The organism is Micromonospora sp. PLK6-60, assembly GCF_019890675.1.
Classification (GTDB): Bacteria; Actinomycetota; Actinomycetes; order Mycobacteriales; family Micromonosporaceae; genus Micromonospora.
Genome location: NZ_JAIOAA010000005.1, coordinates 182999 through 197615, shown reverse-complemented (window position 1 = coordinate 197615; position 14617 = coordinate 182999). Strand labels below are relative to the sequence as shown.

Sequence of the window (14617 nt, the reverse complement as noted above, 5' to 3'; positions counted from 1 at the left end):
CGACCCCACCCGGGGTCGGGCCCTTCGCGCGTGCCGGAGTGCGGTCAGTCCTCGGCCAGTACGGTGAGGATTCCCTCGCCGTACTTCGCCAGCTTGTTCTCGCCGACGCCGCTGATCCGGGACAGCTCGGCCAGCGAGGTGGGCGCCTCGGTGGCGATCTGGCGCAGGGTGGCGTCGTGGAAGATGACGTACGCCGGCACGCCCTGCTCCTTGGCGGTGGCCGCCCGCCAGGCGCGGAGCCGCTCGAAGAGCGGGGCCGCCGCCGGGGACAGCTCGGCGGCCGGGGCCGCCGACCCCCGCGACCGCGTGGCGCGGGCGGGGCGTTCCGGTTCGCGGCGCATCATCACCGTCCGGCGCCGGCCCAGCACCTCCGCGCTGGCCTCGGTCAGGGCGAGGGTGCCGTAGTCGCCCTCGACCGCCAGCAGGCCCTCGGCCAGCAGTTGCCGGACCACGCCGCGCCACTCGGCCTCGCTCAGCTCACCACCGATGCCGAAGGTGGAGAGGCCGTCGTGGCCGTGCTGGGTGATCTTGTCGGTCTGCTTGCCGAGCAGGATGTCGACGCAGTGCCCGGCGCCGAACCGCTGATTGCGCTCCCGGTCCAGGCGGTAGACGGTGGAGAGCAGTTTCTGCGCCGGCACGGTGCCGTCCCAGGACTCCGGCGGCGCCAGGCAGGTGTCGCAGTTGCCGCACGGGCCGGCCGCCGGCTCGCCGAAGTATTCCAGGAGCTGCGCGCGGCGGCAGCGGACCGTCTCGCAGAGCGCCAGCATCGCGTCGAGGTGGGCGGCGAGCGAACGGCGCCGGGCCAGGTCGCCGTCCGAGGTCTCGATCATCTTGCGTTGCTGCACCACGTCCTGGAGCCCGTACGCGAGCCAGGCGGTGGACGGCAGCCCGTCCCGCCCGGCCCGACCGGTCTCCTGGTAGTAGCCCTCCACCGACTTGGGCAGGTCGAGGTGGGCGACGAAGCGCACGTCGGGCTTGTCGATGCCCATGCCGAAGGCGATGGTCGCCACCATCACCAGGCCGTCCTCGCGCAGGAACCGCTGCTGGTTGGTCGACCGGGTCGCCGCGTCCAGGCCGGCATGGTAGGGCAGCGCGGGGATGCCGTTGGCGACCAGGAAGTCGGCGGTCTTGTCGACCGAGGAGCGGGACAGGCAGTAGACGATGCCGGCGTCGCCCGGGTGCTCGTCGCGCAGCAGGCCCAGCAGTTGCTTGCGCGGCTCCCGCTTGGGCACGATGCGGTACTGGATGTTGGGCCGGTCGAAGCTGGCCACGAAGTGCCGCGCGTCGGTGAGGTCGAGCCGGGTGGCGATCTCGGCGCGGGTGGCGGTGGTCGCGGTGGCGGTGAGCGCGATCCGGGGCACCTTGGGCCACCGCTCGTGCAGCATCGACAGCGCCAGGTAGTCGGGGCGGAAGTCGTGACCCCACTGGGCCACGCAGTGCGCCTCGTCGATGGCGAACAGCGCGATCGCGCCGCGGTCGAGCAGGTGCAGCGTGGACCGGGAGCCCAGCGCCTCCGGCGCCAGGTAGAGCAGGTCCAGCTCGTTGTCGAGGAACGCCCGCTCGACCTGCCGCCGGGCGTCGAGGTCCTGCGTCGAGTTGAGGAAGCCGGCGCGTACGCCGACCGCGGTGAGCGCGTCGACCTGGTCCTGCATCAGCGCGATCAGCGGGGAGATCACCACCGCCACGCCGTCGCGGACCAGCGCCGGGATCTGATAGCACAGTGACTTGCCGCCGCCGGTGGGCATCAGCACCAGGGCGTCCCCGCCGTCGACCAGGTGGTCGATGACCTCCCGCTGGAAGCCGCGGAACGCGTCGTAGCCGAAGATCCGGCGCAGCACCCCGGCCGCGTCCTCGGTCCGTTGCTCGGTGGTGGGGGAGACCATTCGGGCAGTCTACGAGCGTCCCCCGACAGCGCCCGACCCCGGCGAGCGCGTCGCCGGGGTCGGGTCGCCCGGTCAGCCGGCCTGGGCGGCGGACCGGTTCGCGAGCGCCCGGGGCGGGGCCTTCATCCCCACCACGATGTCCACGATCTCGATGTACTTGGCCTTGCTGCCCATCCGGAACGCGGTGGCCGCCGCGTTGATCTCTTCCAGGGTGTCCGCCTCGACCATGGTCACCTGGTCGTACCTGCCGTTCACCCCGGTGCAGACCACGTGGGTCAGTTGCTTGGCGAACCGGGCCAGGTCCCGCGCGTGCTCGGCGGAGACCTGGTGGATGCCCTCCCGTCCGAGGGCGAAGTACTCCGGGCTGATCCTCATGAACAGGAAGCCGACGTACTTGTTCTTCTCTGCCAGATCGTGCATCGCACCCCTCCACTTCTGGCATCACCTGCGGTGATCGCGCTGAGCGTAGGACTGACTACAGATCGTCAGCAATGGCCGGGAGGTGTCGGGTCGGCGACCGGAACGCGGCGGGCCAACGGCCGGTGATCGCGCGCCGCCGTTCCGGGGCCACCGTCGCGGTCCGTGGGTGGCATCATCACGTACGGTGCCGCGCGGCGCGGCCCGGTCGACGGTACGGGGTGGGAGGCGGCAGGTGGACCCGGGACCGGGGGACGGCCAGCTCACCAGCCGCGCGGACCCGCCGCCGGACCAGCCCTCCGCCGCGGACCGGGAGGTGCGCCTGGAGGCCCACGCCTCCGGCTCCGGCGTGATCTACCAGGCCGGTCGGGACCAGCACCTGCACTTCGGTCCCGGTGGCGTCCGCCGGGCCGAGGGCGGCCCGGTCGCCGACGAGTGCCCGTTCCCGGGCATGGAAGCCTTCGACGTCGACCAGGCGGCCTGGTTCTTCGGCCGCGACCGGGTGACCCACCGGCTGGTCGACCGGCTGGACGAGCGGCGGCGGGCCGGGGGAGCGCTGGCGGTGGTGGCCGCCTCCGGCGCCGGGAAGTCCTCGTTGCTGCGGGCCGGGCTGCTGCCGGCGCTGGCCCGCGGCGCGCTGCCCGGCTCCCGGCACTGGCGTCACCTGGTGCTCACCCCCACCGCCGACCCGGTGGGGGAGCTGACCAGCCAGCTCGCCGAGCTGACCGGCGCCGGGCCGGCGCAGGTCGCCGGGGCGATGGCCAGCGGCCCGGCCGCCGTGGTCGACGTGGTCCGCGCGGCCGTGCCGGCGGATGCCGCCCCCCATCCGGGGCCGCGCCTGCTCGTCGTGGTCGACCAGGTCGAGGAGCTGTTCACTCTCGGCGGCGACGCCGCCGCCCGGCGGGGCTTCCTCGAGGTGCTCGCCGCCCTGGCCGAGCCGGGCGCCGGCGGCGAGCCGCCCCTGGCGCTGGTCGTGCACGGGATCCGCGCCGACTTCTACGCCGCCGCCATGGCCGAGCCCCGGCTGAGCGCGGCATTGCAGGAGGGCCAGGTGATCCTCGGCCCGATGACCACCGCGGAGCTGCGCGAGGCGATCCTCAACCCGGCGTCGCGGGCCGGGCTGGAAGTCGAGCCGGGCCTCACCGAGCTGCTGCTGCGCGATCTCGGCGCGCTCGGTGCCGGCGACGGTGACGAGCCGGAGACCGGCTACGACGCCGGCCGGCTCCCGCTGCTGGCGCACGCGCTGCGGGCCTGCTGGCAGGAACGGCACGGCAACGTCCTCACCGTGGCCGGCTATTTGACCACCGGCGGCATCCGGGACGCCGTCGCGCGCACCGCCGAGGGCGTGTACGACCGGCTGGACCCGGACGCCCGGCAGGTCGCCCGGACGATGTTCCTGCGCCTGGTGCGGATCAGCGAGGACACCGAGGACACCCGGCGGCGGCTGCCCCGCACGGACCTGGTCGAGCGCGCCGCCGACCCGGCGACGGCCGAGGCGGTGATGGCCGCTTTCACCGAGCGCCGGCTGCTCACCCAGGGCCGCGAGACGGTGGAGATCACCCATGAGGCGCTGATCCAGCACTGGCCCCGGCTGCGCCGGTGGATCAGCGAGGAACGCGCCGACGACCTGACCCGGCAGCGGCTGGAGGAGGCAGCCGCCGGCTGGGACCGGGACGGGCGGGACGCCGGCGCCCTCTACCGGGGCACCCGGCTGGAGACCGCGCGCGCCTGGGCGGCCGGCGGGGACCGACAGCTCAGCCCGGTGGCCGCCGCGTTCCTGGACGAGTCGGATCGCCGCGAGCGGAGCGCGCTGCTGCGGGGGCGGCGGGTGGCCCGGTTCCGCCGGCGTGCCCTGGCCGCGATGACCGTGCTGGCGGTGCTGGCCAGCGTCGGTGTGGTTGTCGCCGGGGCGCAGTACCGCAGCGCCAGCCGAGGGCGGGCGCAGGCGCAGGAGGCTCGTCTCCGCGCCGAAGAGCAGCGCCGCCTGGCGGTGGTGCGGGCAGCGGTCGGTGAGTCGGCGGGCGAGCGGGAATCCGATCCGCGGGACGCGCTGCGGGTGGGCCTGGCGGCGCTGACGGTCAGTCCGTCGGCACAGAGCCGCGGTGGGTTGCTGGAGACGCTGCGGCAGACACGGCTCGACGGCGCCGGCCCGGAGCCCTCCCCCCTGGGGAAGGTGGGCGGCGCGGCGTTCAGCCCGGACCGGCGGTGGCTTGCCGTCCAGGCCGACGCGTCGGCGGGACCGGTGACGCTGTGGGAGGCGACCGACCTGGCGCGGCCCCGGAAAGTCGCCGACCTGTCGGTGGGCGGCAGGGCCAGCAACGTCGCGTTCAGTCCGGACAGCCGGGCACTGGCGGTTGCCACCGACAAGGGTCCCGTGTGGTTCGGCAGGGTCGCGGGACCGGACGGCCACCCGGCGCTGGCTCAGTTGCCCGGATCGCGCAATTCCTCCGGTGTTGCCTTCGCGCCGGACGGTCGCACCCTGGCGACGACGGTCGACCGGGGGGATGCGGACGATCTGATCCTCTGGGACGTCCACGACCCGGCCCGTCCCCGTCGGTTGAGCGTCCGGCCGGCCGACGAGAGCTCCGACGAGGCGTGGTTCAGCCCGGACGGGCGCCTGCTGGCGACCGCCTCGGGGCTGGTGAAGTGGCGCCGCAAGCCTCTCACCTCCGAGAACCTGATCCAGGACTCCGGGGTGACCCTCTGGGACGTCAGCCAGCCCACCCGGCCCCGCCGGTTGAGCAAGTTCCGCTACTTCGGCGGCGACTTCCGGTTCCACCCGAGCGGTCGGTTGATCGCCGCCAACGACTACCGCAGGGTGGCGCTCTGGGACGTGTCGACGCCGGCCCGGCCGCGTCTCGCCGGCCGGGTCGATCAGTCGTCCTCGAACATCGGGAGGCTCGCGTTCAGCCCGGACGGCCGGCACTTCGCCACCGGCCTCGACAACGACCAGACCGTGCTCTGGGACGTGGCCGACCCGGCCCGTCCGGTCAGGGTGACCGCGGTCGGCGGTCGGCGGGCCGAGATATCGGCCGTCGTCTTCAGCCGGGACGGCCGGACGTTCACCACGCTGGACCAGCAGGGCCGGCTCGCGCGGTGGTCGGTGCAACCGCCGCGCCAACCGGCCGTGCGGTACCGCAGCGAGCAGACCAGCGTCGAAGCCGCCGGGTTCGGCCCCGACGGCGGGACGCTCGTGGTGGCCAACCTCGGTGCGGACGTGACGCTGTGGGACCTGACGGACCGGTTCGCGCCGGCCCGGCCGGTGCGCCTGCCCGGCTCCGCGTCGGGCGGCGTCGGCCGCGGATCCCTCGCCGTCTCACCGGACGGCGCCACCATCGCCACCCTCGGCCCCGACGAGCAGGTGCTGCTCTGGGACGTCCGGGACCGGCGCCGTCCCCGACGGACGGCGACGGTCCCGGCGGGCGGCAGCGTTCAGTTCCTGGCGCTGCGGGAGCGGGCCGGCCGGCGGCTGCTGTTCGTCGGCGACAACCGGCTGACGGTGTGGGACGTGACGGCGCCGATCCCGGTCCGGATGGTCGCCGCCGCCTACGCCGGCGGGGACGCAAACGCGGTGAGCCCCGGGGGTGATCTCGCGCTGCTCCCCGACGGGCAGGTCTGGCCGGTGCCCGCAGCGACGGACCACGGCGACGCGGCGGAGCCGGTCCTCCCGGACGGGACGCGGGATCCGGCGCGCGGCCTCGGGGGCGCCTTCGACCGGTCGGGGCGGACGCTCGCCGCCGCCGGCTGGCCGGACGACAACGGCACCGTCGTCGGTCTCTGGGACACCGCCCAGGGGAGCGGACCCGGCCGGCTGGCGTCGATACGGGTCGCCTCCGACCGGATCACGGGGCTGGACTGGCATCCCAACAGCGCGCTCCTCGCCGGCGCGGACACCGACGGTCGGGTGGTCCTGTGGGACGTCCGGGACCGGGGCGAGCCCGTAACGGTCGCGGAGCTGCGCGAGCACACCGGCCGCACCTTCGTGCGGCTCTCCCCGGACGGGCGGACCATGGCCACCTGGAGCAGGTCGGCATTCCTCCTCTGGGACCTCGGCGACCTGCCGCAGATCTCCGCCGACCCGGTCGGTCGGGCCTGCCGGATCCTCGGCGGCGCCGGTCTCGACGAGCGGGAGTGGGCCGAGCGGCTGCCCGGCATCCCCTACCGGCGGTCCTGCCCCTGAGCCGGGAATGGCCGGCGTCGCCGCACGCTTGTCGAGTGACGGGGATCGGTCCGCCGGGGGTGCCCGATCGACGGGCCCGCGCGGGATAGAGTCGCTGTTCGACCACGCGCGGCCGGAAACGGGCCGGGACGTCACGGGTAAGGGGTAGTGGGTTGAGCGAGGCGGAAACTGCTCAGAACCGGACAGCGGGCGACCTGCCGGCCGAGCCCGGGGTGCACGGGGCGGTTTCGCACGCGGTCGCGCCGGTGACCGGTGAGCTGGCGCCGGGGGAGGGGGAGACCTCCCTGGTGGTGGTGACCGGGCTGTCCGGCGGCGGGCGCAGCACCGTGGCCCGGGCGCTGGAGAACGTCGGCTTCTACGTGGTGGACAACCTGCCCCAGGCGCTGATGCTGGACATGGCCGAGCTGGCCCTTAAGGCCGGCGGCGCGGCCCGCCGTACCGCGATGGTGCTGGACGTGCGGTCGCGGGCCTTCTCCACCGACCTGGCCGGCGCGATCCGCGAGCTCAAGGACCGCGGCTTCCACCCCCGGGTGGTGTTCGTCGACGCCGACGACGAGGTGCTGATCCGGCGCTTCGAGAGCGTCCGCCGGTCGCACCCGTTGCAGGGCGACGGCCGGTTGGCCGACGGCATCGCCGTGGAGCGGGCGCTGCTGGAGGAGGCGCGGGACCAGGCCGACGTGATCATCGACACCAGCCACCTGAACGTCAACCAGCTCCGCCGCCGGGTGGAGGAGCTGTTCGGCGGCGAGGAGGCCCGCCGGCTGCGGGTAACCGTGCTGTCCTTCGGCTTCAAGTACGGGCTGCCGCCGGACGCCGACTTCGTCCTCGACGCCCGGTTCCTGCCCAACCCTTACTGGGTGCCGGAGTTGAGGGAGCACACCGGGCGGGAGGAGGCGGTCAGCGCGTACGTGCTGGGCCAGGAGGGCGCCGACGAGTTCGTCGCCGCGTACGCCGAGCTGGTGAACGCGACCACCGCCGGCTTCGAGCGCGAGGGCAAGCGCTACCTGACCGTGGCGGTGGGTTGCACCGGTGGCAAGCACCGCAGCGTGGCGATCACCGAGGAGCTGGCCGCCCGGCTGCGGCACGCCGGCATCGCCGCCAACGCGCAGCACCGGGACCTGGGGCGGGAATGACGGTCAAGGTGGTCGCCTTCGGCGGCGGGCACGGCCTGTCGGCGTCCCTGCGGGCGCTGCGGCACTGCACCCCGGAGCTCGATCTGGACATCACCGCGGTGGTGACGGTGGGCGACGACGGTGGCTCCAGCGGCCGGCTGCGCGCCGAGCGGGGCGGCCTGCCCCCGGGCGACCTGCGGCAGGCGCTGGTCGCGTTGGCCGGGGACGCGCCGGCGACCCGGCGCAGCGCCGGGCTGTTCCAGCACCGGTTCGCCGCGGCCGGCGGCTCCGCCGACGCGCTGGCCGGGCACGCGGTGGGCAACCTGGTGCTGTGCGGGCTGATGGAGCAGCTGGGCGATCCGGTCGCCGCGCTGGAGCAGGCCGGCGCCATGCTCGGCACGGTGGGCCGGGTGTTGCCGATGTCGCCGCAGCCGGTGGGCATCGAGGCGCTGGTCCGCGGCGCCGACCCGGCGCAGCCGGACCAGGTGTGCACCGTCCGGGGCCAGCACCAGGTCGCGGTGACCGGCGGCCGGGTCGAGTCGCTGCGGCTCACCCCGGACGCGCCGGCCGCCTGCGCCGAGGCGGTGGCGGCCACCGGCGAGGCGGACTGGCTGATCTTCGGCCCGGGCAGCTGGTACACCAGCGTGCTGCCGCACCTGCTGGTGCCCGGGCTGGCCGCCGCGATCGTGGACAGCCCGGCCCGGCGGCTGGTCACGCTGAACCTGGCGGCCGAGAAGGAGACGCTCGGGCTGTCGGTCGCCGACCACCTGGCGGCGCTGCACTGGTACCTGCCCGAGCTCAAGGTCGATCTGGTGCTGGCCGACGGCAAGGCGGTGGGTGACCCGGAGCCGGTCGAACGTGCGGCAGAATCGCTGGGTGCCCGCCTGCTCCTCGCTCCGCTCGCCGTCGCCGACGGCACGCCCCGACACGATCCGGCCGCGCTGGGCGCCGCACTGGTGCCTGTCCTGGGCGCCGATCGTTAAGCACGTACGTAATCACCGGCGACACGCCGCTACCGGACCGTGAGGGGGCGCAGAATGGCGATGACAGCTGCGGTCAAGGACGAGCTGAGCCGGGTCGACGTGCCCAAGCCGTGCTGTCGACGCGCGGAGATGGCCGCCCTGCTGCGCTTCGCGGGTGGCCTGCACATCGTATCCGGCCGGGTGGTCGTCGAGGCGGAACTCGACACCGGCGCGGTGGCCCGGCGGCTGCGCCGGGAGATCGCCGAGGTGTACGGCTACCCGAGCGAGATCCACGTGCTCGCCTCCGGCGGGCTGCGCAAGGGCAGCCACTTCATCGTCCGGGTGGTCAAGGACGGCGAGGCCCTGGCCCGCCAGACGGGCCTGCTCGACGTCCGGGGCCGGCCGGTGCGCGGCCTGCCGCCGCACGTGGTGGCGGCCAACGTCTGCTGCGCGGTCTCCGCCTGGCGGGGCGCGTTCATGGCGCACGGCTCGCTGACCGAGCCGGGCCGCTCCAGCGCGCTGGAGATCACCTGCCCCGGGCCGGAGTCCGCGCTGGCCCTGGTCGGCGCGGCCCGGCGGATCGGCATCACCGCCAAGAACCGCGAGGTCCGCGGGGTGGACCGGGTGGTGGTGAAGGACGGTGACGCGATCGCCGCGCTGCTCACCCGCATCGGCGCCCACTCCAGCGTGCTGGCCTGGGAGGAGCGCCGGGTGCGCCGGGAGGTGCGGGCGACCGCCAACCGGCTGGCCAACTTCGACGACGCGAACCTGCGCCGCTCGGCCCGCGCCGCGGTGGCCGCCGCCGCCCGGGTCACCCGGGCGCTGGAGATCCTGGCCGACGAGGCGCCCAACCACCTGACCGACGCCGGCCAACTGCGGCTGGAGCACCGGCAGGCCTCGCTGGAGGAGCTGGGGGCGCTGGCCGACCCGCCGCTGACCAAGGACGCCATCGCCGGCCGGATCCGCCGGCTGCTCGCGCTGGCCGACAAGCGGGCCCGCGACCTGGGCATCCCCGATACGGAAGCGGCAGTCACGCCGGACATGCTCGTGGTCTGATAGGACGGTGGCGGCCGGAGGAACTGACCGAGCGCGGCGCGGGACGGTGGCCGGGGCGTACCGGATCTTGCCCCGGCGCAGCGCGGGCCCGCGCGCTCGGATAGGGTCACGACGTACGGCAAGGGGGCCGGCACAGGCACTCCTCGCCGTGCTCACCGCCTCGGGCGGTCAGGTCCTTCCGGACCGCGGCGGGGTGGCCGAGATGAACCGTCAACGGCCGGCTCCAACGGTCGGCGCACACCATTTCGCCGGCCCGGGTCTGACGCCGGCGGACCAGAACGCGAGGAGATGGGACCTGTGACCATCCGGGTTGGCATCAACGGCTTCGGCCGCATCGGCCGTAACTTCTTCCGGGCAGTGCTGGCGTCCGGCGCCGACATCGAGGTCGTGGCGGTCAACGACCTGACCGACAACGCGACGCTCGCCCACCTTGTCAAGTACGACAGCATCCTGGGTCGCCTCCCGCACGAGGTGAAGGCCAGCGCCGACGAGATCACCGTGGGCGGCAAGTCCATCAAGGTGTTCGAGGAGAAGGACCCCGCCAAGCTGGCGTGGGGCGAGGTCGGCGTCGACGTCGTCATCGAGTCCACCGGCTTCTTCACCGACGGCGGCAAGGCGAAGGCGCACATCGACGGCGGGGCCAAGAAGGTCATCATCTCCGCGCCGGCGAAGAACGAGGACGTCACCGTGGTCATGGGCGTCAACCAGGACCAGTACGACCCGGCCAAGCACAACATCATCTCGAACGCCTCCTGCACCACCAACTGCCTCGCCCCGATGGCCAAGGTGCTGCACGACACCTTCGGGATCACCAAGGGTCTGATGACCACCATCCACGCGTACACCCAGGACCAGAACCTGCAGGACGCGCCGCACAAGGACCTGCGTCGGGCCCGCGCCGCCGCGCTGAACATCGTCCCGACCTCGACCGGCGCCGCGAAGGCGATCGGCCTGGTGCTGCCGGACCTCAAGGGCAAGCTGGACGGTTACGCGCTGCGGGTGCCGATCCCGACCGGTTCGGCCACCGACCTGACCGTCGAGGTCGGCCGGGAGACCACCGTCGAGGAGGTCAACGCCGCGCTGAAGGCCGCCGCCGAGGGCCCGCTGCGGGGCATCCTGACCTACAACGAGGACCCGATCGTCTCCTCGGACATCGTCACCGACCCGGCGTCGTGCATCTTCGACGCGCCGCTGACCAAGGTGATCGGCAACCAGGTCAAGGTCGTCGGCTGGTACGACAACGAGTGGGGCTACTCGAACCGCCTGGTGGACCTGGTCAAGCTGGTGGGTCAGTCCCTGTGAGTGGGATCCGCAACCTCGACGACCTGCTCGGCGAGGGGGTGTCTGGTCGGCGCGTGCTGGTGCGCGCCGACCTGAACGTCCCGCTCGACAAGCAGACCGGTGAGATCACGGACGACGGCCGGATCCGCGCCGTGCTGCCCACCCTGGGCGCGCTGGTGCGGGCCGGTGCCAAGGTGGTCGTCTGCTCGCACCTGGGCCGCCCGAAGGGCGCGCCGGACCCGCAGTTCAGCCTCCGCCCGGTCGCCGGCCGGCTGGGCGAGCTGCTCGACGCGCCGGTGGCCTTCGCCGAGGACACGGTCGGCGACTCCGCCCGGTCCACGGTGGAGGGGCTGGCCGACGGCCAGGTCGCCCTGCTGGAGAACCTGCGCTTCAACAAGGGCGAGACCAGCAAGGACGACGCCGAGCGGGGCGCCTTCGCCGACCAGCTCGCCGCCCTCGCCGAGGCGTACGTGGACGACGCGTTCGGCGCCGTGCACCGCAAGCACGCCAGCGTCTACGACGTGCCGGCGCGGCTGCCGCACGTGGCCGGCCGGCTGGTGCTGCGCGAGGTGGAGGTGCTCAGCCGGCTGACCGGCGAGCCGGAGCGGCCGTACGTGGTGGTGCTGGGCGGCTCGAAGGTCTCCGACAAGCTGGCGGTGATCGAGGCGCTGCTGCCGACGGTCGACCGGCTGCTCATCGGCGGCGGGATGTGCTTCACCTTCCTCAAGGCCCAGGGCCACGAGGTGGGCACCTCGCTGCTGGAGGAGGAGATGGTGGAGACCTGCCGCAACCTCCTGGAGCGCTCCGAGGGCAAGATCATGCTCCCGGTCGACGTGGTGGCCGCCGACGCCTTCGCGCCTGACGCCGCGCACGACACGGTGCCGGCCGACGGGATCCCGAGCCACCGACTGGGCCTGGACATCGGCCCGGAGACGGTCGCCGGGTTCGCCGCCGCGATCAAGGAGGCCGCCTGCGGCGAACCGGGAGGCGCGCGGACGATCTTCTGGAACGGCCCGATGGGCGTGTTCGAGATGCCGGCCTTCGCCAACGGCACCCGCGGGGTGGCCGAGGCGATCGCGAAGGCCGACGCGTTCAGCGTGGTCGGTGGCGGTGACTCCGCCGCGGCGGTACGCGCCCTCGGGCTGGACGAGTCGTCGTTCGGGCACATCTCCACCGGTGGTGGCGCCTCCCTGGAATACCTGGAGGGCAAGACCCTCCCCGGCATCGCGGCCCTGGAGAACTGAATGGCGAGCACCACCCGCCGGCCGCTGATGGCCGGCAACTGGAAGATGAACCTGAACCACCTCGAGGCCAACCTGCTGGTGCAGAAGTTGGCGGCGAGCCTGACCGAGAAGCAGCTCACCGACGTCGAGTGCGTGGTGCTGCCGCCCTTCACCGACCTGCGGACGGTGCAGACCGCGGTGGACGGCGACAAGCTGCTGATCGGCTACGGCGGGCAGGACCTGTCGCCGTTCCAGTCCGGGGCGTACACCGGGGACATCTCCGGGCCGATGCTGGCCAAGCTGGGCTGCACCTACGTGGTGATCGGGCACTCGGAGCGCCGGCAGTACCACCACGAGGACGACGCGCTGGTCAACGCGAAGGTGGTCGCCGCGCTGGAGAACGGGCTCACCCCGATCCTCTGCATCGGCGAGGGGCTGGAGATCCGGGATCAGCTCAAGCACGTGCCGCACTGCTGCGACCAGCTGGACGGCGCGTTGCGGGGGCTCACCGCGGAGCAGGTCACCCGGGTCGTCGTCGCGTACGAGCCGGTTTGGGCGATCGGCACCGGCAAGACGGCGACCCCGGAGGACGCCCAGGAGGTCTGCGGCGAGGTGCGCAAGCGGCTGGTCGAGACCTTCGACGAGGCGACCGCGGAGCAGGTCAGGATCCTCTACGGCGGGTCGGTCAAGGCGTCGAACGTCGCCTCGATCATGGCCCAGCCGGACGTGGACGGGGCGCTGGTCGGCGGGGCGAGCCTGGACGCCGAGGAATTCGCGCAGATCTGCCGGTTCCCGGAGCACATCGCCCGCTGACGGCTCGCTATCCTTGACGCTGCCCGTCCACCGGTCGGTGCCGCTGTGCCCGACAGGACCGGGCAGTGATCGCAACGAGAGGACTGACCCCCGCCATGCCGATCTGGTTCGCCTACACGATGATCACGCTGCTGGTCATCACGAGCATCGTGCTCATCCTGCTGATCCTGCTGCACCGAGGTAAGGGTGGCGGGTTGTCGAGCATGTTCGGCGGTGGCGTCAGCTCCAGCCTGGCCGGCTCGTCGGTGGCCGAGAAGAATCTGGACCGTTACACCATTCTGGTGGCTATCGTGTGGTTCGCCTGCATTGTCGGGCTCGGTCTCTGGCTCAAGCTCCAGGTGGGCACCGGGGCCGCCTGAGCGAGGCATTTACGCCGTACAATCTGCGCGCGGTCCGTCACTCGACGGGCCGCGCGCAGTTCTCTTTCCGCTGCACCGCGTCGCCCGCCGCCCGCCGAGCGGCGGTCCCCTCCGACGACAGGAGCGAGCAGCCGTGCCGAGTGGCAACGTCATCCGCGGCACCCGGGTCGGGTCCGGCCCCGAGCGGCCGCCCGAGCGCTACGCGCCGGCCCCCCGCCAGGCGGTCACCTACTGGTGCCGTAACGACCACGGGTTCGACATTCTGATCGCCGCCGAGGCCGAGGCGCCCGCGCTCTGGGACTGCCCGCGCTGCGGGCAACCCGGTGGGCAGGACCGCGGCAACCCGCCGGGTCGGGCGCGGGCCGAGCCCTACAAGACCCACCTGGCGTACGTGAAGGAGCGGCGCACTCCCGAGGAGGCGGAGGCGTTGCTCGCCGAGGCCCTCGACGCGCTGCGCCGCCGGCGCGGCCGGGCCTGACAGCCGGGCGGGGTGTTAAGCGGGGCCCCCTGCTATACCGCAGGCGTTAACAAGGGGCCCTTCCTTACCGTTCAGCGCAGGCTGCGCAGGCGGGGTGGCACGTTCGCCGCCGCCGCCCGGTCCAGCAGCCAGAGCGTGCGGGCCACGCCCCGCACCCCGGCGGCGGGCAGTTGCTGCGGCCCCGCCCCGGCCAGCGCCATGCCGACCGCCCGGGCCTTGTCCGCGCCGCCGGCCACCAACCACACCTCCTCGGCGGTGTTGATCGTCGGCAGGGTGAGCGTGGTCCGCACCGGCGGCGGCTTCGGGCTGCCCCGCACGGCGCTGACCGGGCGGTTGTCGTGGTGCACCGGGTGCTCGGGGAAGACCGAGGCGACGTGCCCGTCCTCGCCCACCCCGAGCAGCAGCACGTCGAAGTGGGGGAGCGGGGCGGTGCCCGGCCGGGCCGCCCGGGCCAGCTCCCGGGCGTACCCGGCGGCGGCGGCCTCCGGGTCGTTGCCGGCCGGCCCGTCGGAGGCGGGCATCGGGTGCACCCGGGCCGGGTCCAGCGGCACGGCGTCCAGCAGGGCCGCCCGGGCCTGGGTCTCGTTGCGTTCCGGGTCGCCGGCCGGCAGGAACCGCTCGTCGCCCCACCAGACGTCGACCCGGGACCAGTCGACCGCGTCGCGGGCCGGCAGGGCACCGACCGCCCGGTACACCGCGGCGGCGATCCGCCCGCCGGTCAGCACGACCGACGCCTGGCCCCGGTCGGCCTGGGCGTCGAGCAGCTTCACCACCAGCCGGGCCGCCACCGCCTGCGCCAGCAGGTCGGCGTCGGCGTGTACGGCGACACTCGCCTCAGTCATTCGCTGTGCCC

General features: G+C 73.8%; 12 protein-coding genes. 9 read left to right on the top strand and 3 right to left on the bottom strand.

The features are described from left to right. Positions 1–44 precede the first annotated feature (44 nt). Both recQ and K7640_RS12395 read right to left on the bottom strand, forming a co-directional pair. A complete protein-coding gene (recQ, locus tag K7640_RS12400) occupies positions 45–1883 on the bottom strand; it encodes a DNA helicase RecQ (protein WP_222954924.1) in 1839 nt (612 codons plus the stop codon). A gap of 72 nt (positions 1884–1955) precedes the next feature. Then, the gene (locus K7640_RS12395) at positions 1956–2303 is read right to left on the bottom strand and encodes a hypothetical protein (protein ID WP_222954923.1); all 348 of its coding nucleotides are present in this window, start codon (positions 2301–2303) and stop codon (positions 1956–1958) included. 232 nt (positions 2304–2535) lie between these two features. Here K7640_RS12395 and K7640_RS30795 point away from each other — a divergent pair, with 232 nt between their 5' ends. From K7640_RS30795 to K7640_RS12350, 9 genes are all read left to right on the top strand, one after another. Then, positions 2536–6480, top strand: a complete 3945-nt coding sequence (locus K7640_RS30795) for a hypothetical protein (RefSeq protein ID WP_222954922.1) — start codon at positions 2536–2538, stop codon at positions 6478–6480. A 245-nt stretch (positions 6481–6725) separates the two neighbouring features. Further along, positions 6726–7613: an RNase adapter RapZ gene (gene rapZ, locus K7640_RS12385; protein WP_222955119.1), complete on the top strand. Its 888-nt coding sequence runs from the start codon at positions 6726–6728 to the stop codon at positions 7611–7613. Beyond that, a complete protein-coding gene (yvcK, locus tag K7640_RS12380) occupies positions 7610–8575 on the top strand; it encodes a uridine diphosphate-N-acetylglucosamine-binding protein YvcK (RefSeq protein ID WP_222954921.1) in 966 nt (321 codons plus the stop codon). The genes rapZ and yvcK overlap by 4 nt, the downstream gene beginning before the upstream one ends. Before the next feature lie 54 nt (positions 8576–8629). Further along, complete coding sequence (whiA, locus tag K7640_RS12375; RefSeq protein WP_222954920.1) at positions 8630–9610, top strand: DNA-binding protein WhiA; 981 nt, start codon at positions 8630–8632, stop codon at positions 9608–9610. A gap of 297 nt (positions 9611–9907) precedes the next feature. Next, positions 9908–10912 (top strand): type I glyceraldehyde-3-phosphate dehydrogenase, encoded by a 1005-nt coding sequence (gene gap, locus K7640_RS12370; protein ID WP_222954919.1) that lies wholly within the window; start codon positions 9908–9910, stop codon positions 10910–10912. A 5-nt stretch (positions 10913–10917) separates the two neighbouring features. Beyond that, a complete protein-coding gene (gene pgk / locus K7640_RS12365; protein ID WP_222955118.1) occupies positions 10918–12135 on the top strand; it encodes a phosphoglycerate kinase in 1218 nt (405 codons plus the stop codon). Next, the gene (gene tpiA / locus K7640_RS12360) at positions 12136–12927 is read left to right on the top strand and encodes a triose-phosphate isomerase (RefSeq protein WP_222954918.1); all 792 of its coding nucleotides are present in this window, start codon (positions 12136–12138) and stop codon (positions 12925–12927) included. Between the two features lie 95 nt (positions 12928–13022). Next, positions 13023–13286, top strand: a complete 264-nt coding sequence (gene secG / locus K7640_RS12355; protein WP_222955117.1) for a preprotein translocase subunit SecG — start codon at positions 13023–13025, stop codon at positions 13284–13286. A gap of 133 nt (positions 13287–13419) precedes the next feature. Next, positions 13420–13764 carry an RNA polymerase-binding protein RbpA gene (locus K7640_RS12350; protein WP_222954917.1) on the top strand — a complete coding sequence of 115 codons (345 nt, stop codon included), beginning with the start codon at positions 13420–13422 and terminating at the stop codon, positions 13762–13764. Positions 13765–13835: 71 nt separating this feature from the next. Here K7640_RS12350 and pgl read toward each other — a convergent pair whose 3' ends face one another. Next, positions 13836–14606 (bottom strand): 6-phosphogluconolactonase, encoded by a 771-nt coding sequence (gene pgl, locus K7640_RS12345; RefSeq protein ID WP_222954916.1) that lies wholly within the window; start codon positions 14604–14606, stop codon positions 13836–13838. Between the last annotated feature and the right edge of the window lie 11 nt (positions 14607–14617).